This window comes from Haemophilus sp. HN_Hi10 (assembly GCF_049821985.1).
In the GTDB taxonomy this organism is placed as follows: Bacteria; Pseudomonadota; Gammaproteobacteria; order Enterobacterales; family Pasteurellaceae; genus Haemophilus; species Haemophilus influenzae_D.
Genome location: NZ_CP187495.1, coordinates 1,822,137 through 1,838,768, shown reverse-complemented (window position 1 = coordinate 1,838,768; position 16,632 = coordinate 1,822,137). Strand labels below are relative to the sequence as shown.

The window sequence follows — 16,632 nt, the reverse complement described above, 5'->3', positions numbered from 1 at the left end:
TCTTCTGCACTGGCGTAATGCATCACTCATCCTTATTTATCGCAGATGGGAATAAGTTCTAACCAGGGATCTTCAGCAAGCATAATGACTTGCTCACCCGTCAAGTTTTCAACTGGAATTTCCACCGCACTTTCTTTGTTAAAACGATAACCACAGCGACCATAAGAGGCTTGCGGATGAATTGCACGTAACGTCACCGCATAGGCAATAGGATGAATCACATCACTACCTTTGGGCGTGTCATCCAACTCGTCTAAAGTGCGGTCGGTTTCTGTGGTGTTTTCCGCAGAATCGGTTTTCACTTCATCGTCTGTCTTGTTTTGCTGTTTCTTTGCTATTTTTGCTCCTAAAGGGCGATTGCTCGCCCTTATTGATGGTTATTCCGCAATGATTTGTGGAGACACAATCACTTTCAAACGACCTTTTAAGATATTAGTCGTGCCGTTAATTAATTCACCTTCACAGATTTGACGTGCTTTGAATTCAAGTGCAGGTGGCACTAAAATCACATTTGGGCGAATGTTCAATAACTTGCCACCGTCACCTTTTAAGGATTGCATTTTGGCAATGACATCCATTATGTTTTCCGCAGTAAGTTCAGTTTTCTCCACACAGTGCGCTAACTGCCAGAAACCAAAACCAGCTGCACCACGAGCACGCACACCCCATTCGTAAATATCTTCGTTAAATACGGTGTCAGACTTGGAAGGGGCAAATTTCGTTTCAATTTCTGGCGCAGTGCGTTCTTGCCAAATTAACGGTTTAATCGCATTGGTGGTGTCGAAAATATAAAACATTGGTGCTTCTGTTTTCGTTCCGGTGGTGATATTACTTTGCTCTTTGCTCTTTGCTCTTTGCTCTTTGCTCTTTGCTCTTTGCTTGAGCCTGTGCCGTCCACGTTGTCAAAAACAGGGTGGTCGGTGTCAAAGTAATTTTGGCCGTCATAACACAAAGTCGTTTTACCGGCTTTTAACAAGCCAAATACCAAATCATCAGGCAATTCAGCCGCACTTTGTGCCGCTTGCTGCACCATCGGACGGAATAAGCCCACTTGGTCATCTTCAATGTCAGTGCGCGCAATGCCCACAGTACTTTCATACAGTTTGTTTTCAATGCTGGTGCCTTGGGCTTGCATTACTTTACGCTGACGTTTGTTTACCCATTCCACCATTTTCGGGAATTGACCTAAAAAGCCGTAGGTGTTCACTTTGGTATTGGATGACACTTTCATCGCAATTAAATCCCACTGCGGTTTAATCAAACCTAAACCGGCAGCAAAGTCTTTTTTAAACTGGGTTTCAATCGCTTTTAAAACTTCGGATTTCTTAAACATTATTTTTGCTCCTTGTGCTCTTTGATAAATTCGGCTTCGGTCATACCCAACGCACGAGCCGCCGCTTGTTCTGCTGCACTTAATGCAACCTGTTTGTCTTTATTTGGGTCTTCTTTTGCTTGATGACCGCCAGCTAAAGCTTGATTTGGCGTTGCAACAGTTAAATAATCAGAAAGGGCCGTAATATCGGATTTACCTAATTTTTCCGCCCATTCTTTTTGTGATGGCAATAAACGCCCGTCAGATAATGCGGTTTGAATCAAGTCATTGACTTTATCGCCATGCACTTGCGCGCTTAACGCGTTTAGTTTGTCTTGCACATCTTTCATTGACGATAACGGCACATATTTGCTCGGGTCAGGCTCTGCGCCGACTTTCGCAGTTAAAGCGACGACTTCACCGTCTTTTTCTTTTAACTTACCGTACACATCACTGAGTGCCACCGGGCTGTCGCCCTTAGCCGCAGAAAGTGCGGTCAGTTTTTGTTTCATTTCGTATTCGGTCGCATCCGGCGTGCCGAATAATTGGCGTAATAACTCCAGCATGGGATTGTCCTTTTTGTGTTGATGTTGATTAAATTGGGATGAAAAGGCGACAGCTTCCGCCAAGTCATGACAAGCAGGGCGATTGGTTAATGCAGCATTCAGCACTTTCGTTACCTTGCCGTCCGGCTCAGCCAAAAACAGAGAAGAAATGTAACGATATTCTCCATCTCGAATTTGTTGATGGGCTTTTTTTGTCCAATCTACATCGACAAAAATGCCTTCACCAGAAATATACTCCACCGTTTCCATCCAACCTGCGGCAGGGTTAGGTTTGCCGTTTTTCTCAATAAATAGGGTTTGATGTTCGTAGTCGATCATGAGCTTAATCTTTAGCTGATTAATGTCTTCAGCCAAAGTGTAGCCGTTAGTGTCATCTACATACCAGCCTCCTGCACCTTCGGTGCGTCCATCTTGCGAATAAAAACGACCAAAGGGGAACAACTGAATACGCCCATTTGTTTTTTTGTTAAGCGCGAAACTTAACGCAATCGGCTTAATGTGCATCGTTTGTTATCCTCGTTCTTTAATAGCGGATAACAGAATAACGGACAGGAAAAAATGAAAAGAGGGGAGCGACTTCCTCACTCCCCTCTAGGTTAGAATTTTTGAAAAAATGAAATTGGATGTTGCATTTAATCTTAAACTATTTTTAAAACCTTTTTAAATCCTTTTAAAAAATTTAATTCAATAAATCACCCCTACAATCATAAAAATGCAAATACGCGCGATTTAGGGCGGTTTTATATTTTATTTAACTACACTCCGAAAATAGGCTTGCACGTCCTCTAAAATATCATCCTCGTCCTGTGGGGTTAAAACCAAGAATGGACGGGCAGGAATATCACTTCCGGGATGATCTACTGATTTTCTGACAATTCCTCCGAATACCAAGGCTTTTTTAGTGACTGGTTTGATTTTATGCGGGCTGGTTTTTCCGCCGAATTGATGGATAGCCGCATATTTTAGGTTTGTCCCAACCTGCGCTTCGTTGTTATCCCAACTCGAATGGATGCTATTTCTTAATGCACTGCTATCAATCAATGGTTTTCCGTCTGGGCGACTTTTCACACCAAGCCAAGCAGGACGACCACCGGCTTCAAAGTTTTGGTCAACTGCAGATTGCATTGTACCTGCTATCGTACGCATAAGCGGCACATTATATTTCACATGTTGCGCCAATTGTGATAATGCGTGGATAAGTTCTTTTTCGTTGTTGATTTTTACGTCTATCATGTTATAGTGCCTCTAGTCGCCCGTAGCAGTGAATCTCGAAAACTGCGAACGAATGCTATTGGAGCAGGGATTGATGTGTGGGGGTGTTCGAGTCCCACCGGGCGACATGTCTATTTAAACGCTTTTCGCCATTGTCGATCACTTGCTAAGTGTTGCGATGTCAAGTAAATCTCATTGCTACCATTAAGCACTTTAATGACAGCTATCAATCGCCGTGAATCCACTTCTTTGTAAAATTTAAACGTATTTTTACCGTCTTGTTCTATTTTGTCAGGGCTATATAACACGTCTGGCAACCGTGCATAGTCATCAAAATCAAAATCTTGTCCGTAACGATTTGCAATTTGCTTAATTAACGAGTCGTCAGAAAGCCAAACTGTAGATAAATCAGTTTTAATTTGCTGCTTGGTATCTTCGTTTAACACACCGGCAATAAATTTATAGTCCATTTTAAACCGTTCTCGAATCGGGTTTAAAAATGCCTCACGCTCATTTTTGCCTTTTAGCTTTTTATAATCATCAACATAAGGCGAGAATTCTTTTTCGAACTGTTTAAAATCAAATTTAAATCCCTCGCCGCCCATTTCACGTTTAGCAAATTGATGTGCCAATGATTCAGGATAAAGTGCTAAATTAGGTTTATATACGGTTCGTCCGACATTGTAATCAAAGCCTCTATCCGTAGTAATCCATTTATCATCTGACAATTTAAATGCGGTCGTTTTTTCCGTTGTGGTGGAATTGATTTTGCGGTCGTAATCAATCAAACGATCTGCGCTATCCCCAACGACCAGATTGCGGCGTTTAATGTCTCGCTCGGCTAATGCGATAACCGAACATCGGCAGTTAAATCCGTTTGGCGGGTAAAATGTTGCCCAAAACGGATCATCATAGCGATAAACCAAACCGTGCATAGCTGAATGACTTGGGCGGGTACGATCATCATTTACTGCCGAATATTGCCAATAAGGTCGGTTATCTGCGTTATCTCTCATTTCGGCATAGCGCTGAGAAGAATAAGCAGATTGCATGTTGGTGCGATAAATCGTCTCTAATCGGCGTGGTGAGCCAAAATATTCACCGGTTTTCGGATCTGCAAGCAAATATTCTTTGTCATACCCGGCAATCCATCCTTTTTTCTTAAAATGTTCAAAAATTCCTTTTTTCCACTCGCTAAAAGGTAAGCCTTGTGTCTGTGCATCAACTAAAGACTGGTAGATGTCTTTACTCATCTCAAGGCTGGATAAATTGGCGATACGCGTTGCTTTGGCTCGGGCGCTATCCATTAAGGCATCTTCGTCAAAATGCCCTAATATGGCCTTTTTATCCCTTAAAAACTCAATGGCTTTTTTCGGTTCTAGCCCCAAAACGAAATTAACGCTTGGCATTGCTGACTCCCAACAATTCGGACAAAAAGACGGCTTGTGTCAAATAACGTTGATGTTCTGCGTTATCTAAATCCGGGTAAATTTCAGCTAATTTATCACTTGCTTCCTCATAGGTATTACATGCGGTTAATACAACGGCTAATTGACGCACCACAGGGTCTAATTGGCGGTTAAAGTTAATCACATTTAACGCCTCTTAAACTGTTATCCAACAAATCCTGCTCTGTCTCCCCATTATTGCCGGCAGACAACGCCACGCGCGCGCCTTTACCCAAACACCCCGCACACTGGCACCCCACCACATGCGCTGAAAGTGCGGTAGATTTCCCCGGTGTTTTTAAATCGGGATTAAAATCGCTTTGAACAGCTTTTAAAACCACTTCACCGTCTTGCGCTTCCGGAATACCGAGCTTATCGCGCGTCCATTTTTCGGGGATTTGCACGCCAATGCCCACTAGTTTCGGGATGGCATCGGCAAAGGTGCTTAAATCGTCGTATTTCTTGGTGTCAAACTCAAAATAGGGTACGCGGTGCAAAGCAATGTTTGGGTCAACGTTAATCTGCAAATAAGGCAGGATGATTTGCTGTGTGATAGTCTGCGCCACTTGTTTAGCGTCAGACACCAATAAATCACGACGCACTTCATTATGCACATTGCCCAATGCATTGGTGGAGCTTTTACCATCCGCGCCTGATGTGAGCGTTTGCCCCAAAATCAAACGGGCAATAGATTTTTCGCACCAGTCCACCATTTGCAAGAACGGGTTATTTGCCGACCCCGCGCCGGTGTTTGCGGCATTATGCAATTCGATTTTCATCGAATCGGGCATAATCCCTGCGGCGTTATGTCCGATTTGTGCAAGGGCACGTAATAGCGTGCGTTTTTCCTCGTTTGTTGCACCGGCGCCATATTTACCAATGCGAATCGGCATGCCGTAAAGTTCCAAAAACTCGGCAAAATCTCGCACGGAATAATGCTTAAACATATAAAGCCACGCCAGTGTACGGAATAACCCCATGCGCGCCAGTTGAACGGAACGGGACTTATGCGAATGCACCACCCAGCCGAACTGTCTTAATGGCTCGCCCATGGGATTAGTTGGCGTTTTTAACAATAAATTGTCATTTTTATCTAACTTAAACCAAGACTGTGGGCGTGGGATAAAGTTATGCGGAATATACTTACCATTTTCCAATTTCCACTCAATTTCAAGGGCAGAAAAACCATGTCCGACTGCATCCATCATATCCATAAGCAGGTTTTCAAGGTTCGGATATTGGTAAAACAACTCATCAATTTCGGTTTGGAGCTTTTCTTCTGCCGGTGTCGCATTGCGTGGTTCAGCAATGCGCCAATCCAGCGTCAAAATCGCCCGTTTGCGCGTCTGAATATTCGCACCGATGGCACTGTCTTGTTCTTCAATATCCATGAATAACTCGTGCTGTGCCGTAATATCGCCGTTTTCCGCATCCTCTAAAATGCTTTTCAGTTTTGACGGGGTAATGCGGTTGCTCGGGTGGTCGGATAAAATGCGCCCATTAGCTGTTACCATTGCTTCATCGGTTTGGATTGGTTCGGTTTTTGAGCCCACCAATGTTTTAATTTTTTCCCAAATTTTCATGTTTTATCCTCGCCAAATGCTATATAAATCATCTTCCGCTTCAAAATCATCATGCCCCAAGTTTTCATCGTTTAAACCTATCCACTCAATCGGGGCGGCGTTGGTGATGGAGTTCTTCCACAACATTTCAAGCGCATCCGGGCCGTCATCGTGGTCAGCTTTCGGAAAGTGACGCAGTTGCGCAATCAAGGTCGCTTGTGTGCTGTGTAACAAAATCAAACCGTTCACCATGTGCGGTTGCAAGGATTCAATTCGAAGCATTTTGTCTGTGTTTGGCTTAATTGCGGTTGCCGGCACAGGTGCGCCACGTTGTGCCGAGCGCTTAACCAGTTCGTCTTTTAAAAATTCCTGAAATTGCACGGTTTCAACAAACCAACGGTGGCACTTGTATTGCTGTTGGAAACGGATCACATCTTCAATAATTAAATCAGGCAAACGTTTTTTCACTTGCGCTTCGACCACATACAATTTACCTGTGGCACGCTGATAACCGCCCACTAAAATCGCCGATGGGTCACGGCTTGCACCGGCTTTACCCAATGACGGGTCAACCGCGCCAAAATAAATCAAATCAGACGGCAATTCCGTCCAGTATTTAATAGCATTGGCAAAAATCGCGTCATCACTGCTTAACGGGTCATTTTGATATTCAGAATCAAAGGTGGCATGCCCATCACGAGCGCGAATCTTCATCAAGGTTAAGATAGGACGAGCAGCCCAGCTTACTACCGCACCTTTATCCATTGCCGCTTGATTTTGCGTATAGAAAGCATCAGCCACCGCTTCGCCTTCGTTTAAGTAGAAGTCCTCCCACTTATCCCACAGGCTCATATCATCAGGCTGACGAATTAAGGCTTTAAACTTGGCTGTCTTCCATGCTTTAGAGCTCAAAGTGCGATTCAATACGCTGTCGTAATGTAGGATAGTGCCGATATATACCACGTCTAACTTATCCCCAGCCGCCCCTAACGGAAGGACGGTTTTCTTCAACCAATCGTGCAATTTGTCACGCTGTTCAGGACTACGCACTTGTTCGTCATTTTCAATATCATCCAGTACCACCAAATCAGGACGATACGCCCCATGGCGTAAACCACGCAATTTCTTGCCGGAACCCGCCACTTGCACTTTTTGATTGGCTTTTGTGATAATGGTTGCCGCTTGCCACACACGCCCTTGTCCTGCCATTTCAGGGAAATCAATGCGCAAACGTTGGTTAAATTCCAACTCTACTTTAATGGCTTCCAACATTGGATAGGCTTGGTCGATACTATCCATCACAATCAACGCATAGCGTTTTTTCTGTGTCACAAGACAGTAAAGCGTAAAGAGTTGGGACACCAAGGTCGATTTAGCTTCACCACGTGGTGCAGCAATGGCTAAATGCACTGATGATAGCTGTTGTAATACTTGTCAACTGCTCAAAAAGATAGTTATGCAACTGCGAACGAGAGCGAGAACGCACATAATGCGGAAAGTAATTCGACACAAAAAAGTCATAGCCCGAAACAGGATCTAGCACCTTTTTGCGTCGCTCACTAATGGCAGCAAGAGAATCGTCCCACTCCTCAAACTTTGCCTCGACTTTTTGTCGCAAGCTGTCCGAATAGGCTTTTAATTCTGCTAATAATTCTTTATTTTTCATATATCTCCGCTGTTTACCCAGGGTAGGTATACCCTGGTTTACGCATAATGCACCCCGATGGGGTAGGTTAGCGTTCCCCAAAGGGGAACCACTATGACTATAATTAGCCGTGGGTATACCTACCCACGGTAACTATCACGCCTTAAATTCCTTATTCAACAACTCCCCAAACCCATCCAACAAATCCGCAAACTCATTAATCAACTCAGGCTTATTGGCTGGCGAATATGATTATTTGCGTATTCCTATGCTTATCGTTTCATTATGTGCCTTCGCCTATGGATTTTGGCTGTTGATGTTTTCCAAAAAAATCATTTGTAGCAAATATATTTCCCGTAAAAAACTTGTCGTACTTTATTGGATTGTATTTATCGTGATGATTTTTTTCTTAACCTATCCAACAATTTTGCCTTGGATTTTAGAATTAGCTAATTAGGAATAAAAATGAAGAAATTATGTACCGCACTTTTCTTTAGCTATTAAATTAGACTAATTTTTTAATTAGTTTGATTACAGTACAATTAATTAAATATGATAAACGCAATATTATTCAGCACTTCCGCTTAAAAATCCGCCACTTTGATGATTCCAAAGTTTAGCATATAAGCCATTGAGCTCTAGTAATTCAGCGTGCGTACCTTGTTCGACAATTTGTCCTTTATCAAGCACAATCAGGCGATCCATCGCTGCGATGGTGGATAAACGATGGGCAATGGCAATCACAGTTTTATTTTCCATCATCTTATCGAGACTTTCTTGTATTGCTACTTCAACTTCAGAATCCAGTGCGCTTGTGGCTTCATCTAACAATAGAATTGGTGCATCTTTTAACATGACACGAGCAATAGCAATACGCTGACGCTGACCACCAGAAAGTTTTACCCCGCGTTCTCCCACATGGGCATCATAGCCTTTTCTACCTTGGGCATCACTGAGAAATGGGATGAAATCAGCGGCTTCCGCTCGTTCAGCAGCTAAAACCATTTCTTCATCAGTAGCATTCGGGCGACCATAAATAATATTGTCACGTACAGAACGATGCAGCAACGAAGTGTCTTGAGTGACTAAACCGATTTGGCGACGTAAGCTTTCTTGCTGCACATTGAGTACATTTTGTCCATCAATGGTAATTTCGCCTTGTTGTGCTTCATAGAAACGCAGCAATAAGTTCACAATCGTAGATTTTCCTGCACCAGAACGACCGATTAACCCAACCTTTTCCCCTGGTTTGATAGTGAGATTGAAATGATTAAGTAATGGTTTTGTTGGATCATAAGCAAAGGTAATATCGTTAAACTTAATTTCCCCTTGTTTCACTTGTAACGGCGATGCTTGTGGTTTATCTACAATGGTGTGAGGTTTAGTTAAAGTATTCATTCCGTCGTTTACGGTACCGATATTCTCAAACAAACGGGCAGATTCCCACATAATCCAACGAGAAAGCCCGTTTACGCGTAATGCCATTGCAGTTGCCGTTGCTATTGCCCCCACGCCAACTTGACCATTTTTCCATAAAATAATGCCAAGTATTGCGGTGCTTAATGTAAGTAGAATATTTGTAGCGTAAGTGAGCGTGTCCAGTGATGTTGCTAAACGCATTTGAGCGTGTACTGTTACCATAAAATCTTGCATCGAACGCTTGGCATAAGTGGCTTCACGCGAGCCGTGAGAAAATAATTTTACTGTAGCAATATTGGAATAAGCATCTGTAATACGTCCCGTCATTAAAGAACGAGCATCAGCTTGTCGTTGTGCAGTTTTTGATAGTTTAGGAATGAGGGTTCGTAGGATCAAACCGAAGAGTATAATCCAAGTGATAAATGGTAATAAGAACCAAGAATCTAATGCCACTAGAACTACGCCAGAGGTAATAAAATATACCAATACATAAACGAACATATCTGCAAGTGTAAGTACTGTGTCACGCACAGCAAGGGCAGTTTGCATCACTTTTGCGGATACTCTACCTGCAAATTCGTCTTGATAAAAACTCAAACTTTGTCCAAGCATTAAACGATGGAAATTCCAACGTAATCGCATTGGAAATACGCCTTGTAAGGTTTGTAAACGTACGGTGGAGGCTAAAAATCCCCACACGATGCTAATAAGTAATAGGGCAGCCATGCCAATTAATAAATGGCCTTTTTCTTGCCATAATTTTTCAGGTGTAAATGTACCTAACCAATCTACAAGTGTCCCCATAAATTGGAATAATACTGCTTCCATTACACCAGTACCAACGGTTAAAATCGCGAGCAAAAGAATCCAACCTTTCATTCCTGCAATACTAGACCAAATAAAACGGAACAAACCTTTTTTAGGTGTTGTTGGATTGCTTTCTGGATAGGGATTTAAACGGTTTTCAAACCACGAAAAAATTTTGTTAAACATATCTTTTCCTTAAAAAGAAAAGGCAACGCACGTTGCCTTTTAGAAGTGCGTATTATTATAGCGTAAAAACACATCAATTTATAGGCTGACAGATTTTCTGTATTGGCTTGGAGAAAGTTGGTAGTAATTTTTAAAAACTTTACAAAAATGAGCTTCTGATTGATACCCCACTTCTAAAGCAATGGCAAGCACAGATTGTTGTGATTGTTTTAATAAAAACGCCGCAGATTGTAACCGCACTTTCGTGAGAAAACGTCCCGGCGACATACCAAGTTGTTGTTGAAAGATACGAATAAAGTTTGCACGAGACATTGTTGCAAGTTCAGCTAATTGTTCAATATGCCAATCATTTTGAGGTTGTTGTAATATTGCTATCAGTGCAGTATTTAATCGCTTATCTTGTAAGGCAAATAAGATGCCTTGTTCAATTAAATTCTGTTGAATAGCGTGGCGTAAAATATAAATTAAAAGTACATTTGAAAGTGCATCAACGACGGATTTCGTACCCGCATCATTTTTTTGTGCTTCTTGTAAAAAAAGCTGTACTAAAGGATGAATTGGCGTGTCGCATAAATTTATATGTAAATATTCAGGTATTGATGCTGTAAGAAGCGCATCTTGTTGATAATAAAAATTACCGCAGAACATTTTTAAATCTGGTGTACCTCGTCCAATCTGATGTAACTCAAATAATCCTTGATGACTTTTTTTTGTAGGAATATCTGCCCTTTTATTTACTGAATAATGCATAAAGTGCGGTTGATTTTGAGGAAGAAAAAAAATATCTCCCTCTTTTAAATGAAATTGTTTTTCATTTAGTGTAAGCCAGCATTCGCCTTGTTCAATAAGATGGAATATGCCTTTTCCTGCATCCTTTTCTTGATGAGATATTTGCCATTCTCCTTGAAATTCACAGCGAATATTAATTTCTCCACGCACTTGTGCTAAATGGGTAAGTTTATCTAAATAGTCCATAATGAGATGTTAGCGATAAAAATTGAGATAAATAAGCAAGTATCATAATCTAATCCGCCTATAATTTGCCACACCAGTTGGTTATTAATTCAATATATTTAGGAGAACATTATGTTTGCAGATTGGAAAGAACACACATCTCACGTTAAAAAATCATTTGGCGCATTGGGTAAACAACACCCTAAAATGTTACAAGCTTACCAAGCATTAGGCGCGGCTGCAGCAGAGGGCAATGTGCTTGACGCTAAAACTCGTGAACTTATCGCATTAGCCGTTGCTGTAACAACTCGTTGTGAAAGCTGCATTAGCGTACACGCAGAAGAAGCGGTAAAAGCTGGCGCAAGCGAAGCTGAAGTTGCTGCTGCATTAGCAACAGCTATCGCATTAAATGCAGGTGCAGCTTATACTTATTCTTTACGTGCATTAGAAGCATATAGCGTACAGAAAGCTTAATTACTCGTCATTCCATAAAGTTAAGTTGATTAAGAGAAAGGGAGCATTTTTTAATGCTCCCTTGTTTTGTTAAGGCTGTGTTTTAATAATACACCACTCTATTTTTCAAGCAATGTCTCTCCTAGAGGGAATGACTCCGTAAATTGTCCATTTTTCTGATGATCGGTAAAAAACGGCAAACCGATCAAACGATAATGCGGTGTATCTTTTTGCAGGATCTTATCCTTGCCATATTCTGCTGTGATGGCTTCTAAAAATTCTTCTTTCCACCTATCAGTTTCCACTAAATGCCCGCCTTTCGGTTCAATGAAAATTTGGTAATGCAAAAAGCCGTCCACGCTGTCGGAAGAAGATTTTTGTTTATCTTTCAGCAATAAAACAAAGTCCGGCATAAATCCTTCACCATCGGCAAAGTTATTCAATTTAAACACTTCTTCATTGCGGATTAAATGAACGTCATATTTAGATTTCAAATCGCCCAAACGCTCTGAAATAAATTGAATTAACCCTTCTTCCAAACTTGTTCCAGCAAAATTATCCATCACATACCAATCATTTTGCGTGGCAATAGTCGTTTTTACATCATCTTTTTTGACCCATTTTTGTTTTGGCGTGCCGAAAATTTCCCATAATTTTTTAGGCGTAAATTCTTTTGTACCGATAAATGGCTTATCACTTTCATTCAAATGCTTTTCAACCATTTCCAAGATTTTCAGGCAGCCTGCAAGTTTATCGTCCGGGAGAACCTGTTTGTCTTGCCCTAATCCTAAAAATTCAATTTGCCAGTCTTTCAACAATTTATTTTGCAATTCATTGCGATTTTGAATATTGAGTTTGCTTTGCAGGCGGTCGAAATGGAATAAAGATTGACTGTTTTTTCCTTTGATATGCAAGGCTTTATTGAAAATGTGCCGCTCCATTTCACTCATTTTTATGGTTTGAGTAAAATTATTTTGTGTGCCGATTTGTCGGGCGGTTTCATCATTTTCATCGGCTGTAAATTGCGTTTCCTGCAACAGTTGATTGTCGTGAACTTGGAATGAAAGCGTTTGCGGATTGGCTTGCAGGCTGTCTGCATTATTGCTTTTAGCGTTTGGGTTGGGGATTTTTTTATTCGCCCAAATTAACAATTCTCTAAAATCCTTATTATCGGCAAATTCAGATTTGAGTTTAAATGTTGCCAGCACCTTATCATCGTCTTTTTCAGGCAAATAACCGTCTTTTCGCAACTCGTTTTTCAATTCTGAAATATAGCGGGATTGCTCATCGTGCGTGTAATAAAACAATTCTTCCAAGATACGCAATTCGTGTTGCATATCGTTGTCAAATTTGCGTTTATTCGGCTGTTTACCTTCAAACGCAAATGGAAAATAACGCACGCCGCGACCAATCAACTGCTTTTCCGATACGGTGGCGGCAGCCGTTTTGCCTGATTTTTTATTTGAACCGCCGCCGTTTTGCCCTTCATATAAACGCACAATATCAAACAAATTTAAAACGTCCCAACCTTCGGTTAATCTATCCACCGTAAAAATGGCACGGATTGGATTATCAGCCGCTTCCAGATTGTTTAGCAATTTTTCGGTTTCGCTGTCGGTTTTTTCAGTTTTCTTTTTGTTGGTTTCGGAGTTGGTAATAATGACATTGTGTTTTTGATAATTTTGTTTCACCCAATTTGCCAAATGTGCAAACTCAAAGCCATTTTCCTGCATAAATTTTAGGGCTTGTTCGGTGCGGGTTTTGCCTTGTTCGTTGGCGTTATCGCCATCGTTTAAGCTTGTTGAAAATGTCGTTAAAAATGAAAAATCAACCGCTTGCACCTTTTCTACCCAATTTAAAAATGCCAAATAATCCGCTTTTGATTCATCAATCGTCTTACTTCTAAACAACATCACAGGTTTGAAATTGGCAATGCCGTATTTCAACGCGATTTGATGGCGATACCAAGCAAATAATAAAGCGTGCAATACTCGCTCTTTCTTACCCAACGTACTGGATACCAAATTGATTTCTTTGGTATAACCTTTTTGCAAAAATTCTTTTAACCCAAATTTTGTGATGATTTTATCCGCGTATTTTTGTTGCACGTCAGCATTTTCAGGCAACGTGGCGGTAAATTCCAATAGCACATTTTGGCTAGGATTGCCATTTTTATTGAGCAACAACTCCAAAACCATATGCTCCCAGCCTTTACGTTCAATTTCGGCATTGCTAGTGCGGTCGTTCATTTCCTTTTCTAAATCCAACTCGTCTTGTTTTTTGCCTTTGGTTTGTGCGTTTAAATGGTGTGCTTCATCGCCCAGCATCACAAGGTTCAATTTGTGCAAATCTGCCAATGTGGTTTGGTTTTCTCGCTCGGTGTGGATATCGTTATACAGTTTTTGAATACTGGTAAATTTAATTTCAATGCCGTCTGAATGTGGGCTAAATGTCTCTACTTTGCGAATGGGAATAACCGTATCGCCTTGCAAAATCTTTTCGGTAAATAAAAATTTTGCGTGCGCCGGGTCAATAAAATTATTTTCCGTTTTATCCACGATATTATTTTGATTGACGAAAAACAAAAAATGCCGATACCCTTTTTCAAAATAATACAAAATCAACGCCGCCATCATCATTGTTTTGCCGGCTCCCGTTGCCATATTGAACAGCAAATGGGTAGGACGGTTTTTGATGCCGGGGAAATCCTTTAATTTTGAAGTGCGGTCAAAAATCACAAAATTTTCTAAAGCCGATTTTTGCCATTCAAAAAACGGATATTTTAAATTATTGGAAACAAATTCAGGCAGCGCGAAAAAATCCGTCTGTTCCATTTCTTCCAGCATTGATTTGCGGTCTTCCACCCAATCAAACAACGTTTTATCATTCGCCATCTTTTTTCTCCGCTTGATAGAACGCACGGCTTAACGCTTTATCGTCATCATTTAAGCAACCTGCAAATTGTTCATCGTCCATTTCGGATAATGAAACATATATTTGATTTAAATCCAACATTTCAAGCACCATTTGTTTTTGTTCGTCTAATGCCAAGGATTGAAATTCAGGCTCTTCAATGATTTGACTAAATTCATTTATGCTGACGTTGTATTTCAAGAAATAGCGTTCGCATAAACCTTCAAACAGTGTTTTGATGCCGTCTGAATCTTCGCAAGCCAAAATTTGTTGTTTTGCGGTTTCGTTAAATGGAGCAAGTTCGGCATAAACAAACTCGCCGCCACCTTGCCAATTCACGGCTTTGGAAATACCGCCTTGCTCGCCATCAATTACTTTTTTCATGCGTTCAACGGCAAGCGTTTCAATATAATCCATTTGTTCAATACCGATATATTGGCGGTTCATTTTGTGGGCAACGGCAGCGGTTGTGCCAGAGCCTAGATGGTAGTCTAGGACGATGTCGGATTCGTTGGTTGTTAGTTCAATAATTCGCTTGATTAGTGCTTCTGGTTTTTGTCCATCAAAATCTTCAACTCTTTGGGCATCGTTAGCCGAGATAATTTGGACTTCATCATCATTCCATAAATCAGATAATGGATTGCCTTCTTTATCGTCAAGATACCGTTTAACCCTAGGTGTTCCATTTTTTGTGAAAATAATTCTTCCTGCTTTAATACCTTTATCAATTTCTTCTTGTCCCCAAATCCAATGTTTTCCTTTTGGTGGCTCTAGTAATTTACCATTAAAATATCTTGCCTGACCTTGACCTTTTTGAGTAAAGTCAAACGAACCATACCTTCTATTTGTATTTTCTTCAATATATGGGTAATTTTTAAAATCTGCCTCTTCAACCTTTTTAAGGAAAAGTTTGTTAATTTTTGATTTACCATTTTTAGAATAAACTAATATATATATTCAACCACATTAGATAAAAATGAGCTTTGTTTTTTAGCACTTTTAACTTTTTTCCAAATAATTGTATTCATATGATTGTTTCTACTGTAAATATCATTAAGTAAAACATTTAAGTATGAATATTCATTGTTATCACATTGGATAAAAATCACACCATCATCAGCTAATAAAGTTTTCGCAATTTCTAAGCGATTTTTCATAAAAGTGAGCCACGTGGAATGTGAAAATTTATCGTTATATTTAAAACTATCGTTTTCCGTGTTATACGGTGGGTCAATATAAATTAGTTTGATTTTGCCTTTAAACTGCTTGGCAAGCGAATGCAGGGCAATCAGATTATTGCCTTTGATGATGAGATTTTCGGCCGGTGTGCCGTCTGAACGGTGTTTGATTTTGCCAACGGCTTGTTTGCCGTCTGCGGTGTGGCGAGAGAATTTTGAGAATGCTTTTGCGTCAAAAAGTCGGTCAATTTCATCAAAAGCAAGCGTTTGATTAAAAAAGATTTCTTGTCTTTTTCGGGTTAATTTGGTGTATAACTGACTATCTGACTGGTCATTATTACGTTTAAAATAAATCTCTTCGCCTTCTTCGGTGCTTTGTCCACCATTTAACACACAATCTTTAAACGGAAAATCCAACACAATATCACTGCTGTCTTTCAAAAAGCGGTTGCCGTCCGTCAAACCAATGCGGTTGGCGTATTTTGTGTAGGAATTATTGACGCTGTGTTTGTCCAAGAAAAAACGAAAATCCTGCAATTTAAACACCAAAACACCATTCACTTCCACAAAGAAATGGCGTTTTAACTCATCATTACTCAATAACAAACCGATAATGGTCGGGTCGGTTTTTTCCACCAAATCCAACAGGATGTTTTTGGCTAAAATGGTTTTTTCTTCGTTCGCCCATACTTTTTCGTGTGATAGCAGGGCTTGGGTTAATTCGGTTTGAATGTTTGCCTTCATCGTTATAAATCCTCATCAGTCATTATCTTAATATGCTATTACACAGGAATAGCAGGGTGTTTAGGTATATTTATTGACCGTACAGGTTCAATTACTCTCTTAACCTGTTTTCTTTGACTAACAGAAGTCAAAAAATTTGTTTATCTGTATCAGATAAATTCTCAAAAAGTTGTTTTAAAATGTCTAAATCTTTTGTAATGCCTGACATAATGAAATCCTTATAGTCAATTGAA

9 protein-coding genes and 5 pseudogenes are annotated in these 16,632 nt (G+C 40.5%); 2 read left to right on the top strand and 12 right to left on the bottom strand.

The window, feature by feature from the left end:
- Nucleotides 1-32: 32 nt before the first annotated feature.
- The 7 genes and pseudogenes from ACPT8Q_RS09120 to terL form a co-directional block, all read right to left on the bottom strand.
- Entirely contained in the window at nt 33-338 is a 306-nt protein-coding gene (locus ACPT8Q_RS09120; protein WP_050948604.1) for a hypothetical protein, read from the bottom strand.
- A gap of 39 nt (nt 339-377) precedes the next feature.
- A pseudogene (locus ACPT8Q_RS09115) lies at nt 378-1,333 on the bottom strand (Mu-like prophage major head subunit gpT family protein).
- Complete coding sequence (locus ACPT8Q_RS09110; RefSeq protein ID WP_425627521.1) at nt 1,333-2,382, bottom strand: phage protease; 1,050 nt, start codon at nt 2,380-2,382, stop codon at nt 1,333-1,335. The pseudogene ACPT8Q_RS09115 and the gene ACPT8Q_RS09110 overlap by 1 nt, the downstream one beginning before the upstream one ends.
- Nucleotides 2,383-2,625: 243 nt before the next feature.
- Nucleotides 2,626-3,111: a phage virion morphogenesis protein gene (locus tag ACPT8Q_RS09105; protein ID WP_050948601.1), complete on the bottom strand. Its 486-nt coding sequence runs from the start codon at nt 3,109-3,111 to the stop codon at nt 2,626-2,628.
- Between the two features lie 110 nt (nt 3,112-3,221).
- The gene (locus ACPT8Q_RS09100) at nt 3,222-4,499 is read right to left on the bottom strand and encodes a phage minor head protein (RefSeq protein WP_050948600.1); all 1,278 of its coding nucleotides are present in this window, start codon (nt 4,497-4,499) and stop codon (nt 3,222-3,224) included.
- Nucleotides 4,486-6,121 (bottom strand): annotated as a pseudogene (locus ACPT8Q_RS09095) (DUF935 domain-containing protein). The gene ACPT8Q_RS09100 and the pseudogene ACPT8Q_RS09095 overlap by 14 nt, the downstream one beginning before the upstream one ends.
- A gap of 3 nt (nt 6,122-6,124) precedes the next feature.
- Nucleotides 6,125-7,766, bottom strand: a pseudogene (gene terL / locus ACPT8Q_RS09090) (phage terminase large subunit).
- Nucleotides 7,767-7,965: 199 nt separating this feature from the next.
- On the opposite strand from terL, the gene ACPT8Q_RS09085 reads away from it, so the two are divergent.
- A complete protein-coding gene (locus ACPT8Q_RS09085) occupies nt 7,966-8,202 on the top strand; it encodes a hypothetical protein (protein WP_050948785.1) in 237 nt (78 codons plus the stop codon).
- A 110-nt stretch (nt 8,203-8,312) separates the two neighbouring features.
- Here the strand turns inward: ACPT8Q_RS09085 and ACPT8Q_RS09080 are convergent, their stop codons facing one another.
- Entirely contained in the window at nt 8,313-10,157 is a 1,845-nt protein-coding gene (locus ACPT8Q_RS09080) for an ABC transporter ATP-binding protein (RefSeq protein WP_050948599.1), read from the bottom strand.
- Nucleotides 10,158-10,235: 78 nt separating this feature from the next.
- Nucleotides 10,236-11,132, bottom strand: a complete 897-nt coding sequence (locus tag ACPT8Q_RS09075; RefSeq protein ID WP_050948598.1) for a cupin domain-containing protein — start codon at nt 11,130-11,132, stop codon at nt 10,236-10,238.
- Between the two features lie 111 nt (nt 11,133-11,243).
- On the opposite strand from ACPT8Q_RS09075, the gene ACPT8Q_RS09070 reads away from it, so the two are divergent.
- Entirely contained in the window at nt 11,244-11,585 is a 342-nt protein-coding gene (locus tag ACPT8Q_RS09070) for a carboxymuconolactone decarboxylase family protein (RefSeq protein ID WP_044345891.1), read from the top strand.
- Between the two features lie 98 nt (nt 11,586-11,683).
- Here ACPT8Q_RS09070 and ACPT8Q_RS09065 read toward each other — a convergent pair whose 3' ends face one another.
- From ACPT8Q_RS09065 to ACPT8Q_RS09055, 3 genes and pseudogenes are all read right to left on the bottom strand, one after another.
- On the bottom strand, nt 11,684-14,458 hold the full coding sequence (locus ACPT8Q_RS09065; RefSeq protein ID WP_050948597.1) for a DEAD/DEAH box helicase family protein: 2,775 nt from the start codon (nt 14,456-14,458) through the stop codon (nt 11,684-11,686).
- Nucleotides 14,448-16,399 (bottom strand): annotated as a pseudogene (locus ACPT8Q_RS09060) (DNA methyltransferase). Before ACPT8Q_RS09060 ends, ACPT8Q_RS09065 begins: the two are co-directional and overlap by 11 nt.
- Before the next feature lie 62 nt (nt 16,400-16,461).
- A pseudogene (locus ACPT8Q_RS09055) lies at nt 16,462-16,607 on the bottom strand (IS1595 family transposase); the annotation flags it as partial.
- Between the last annotated feature and the right edge of the window lie 25 nt (nt 16,608-16,632).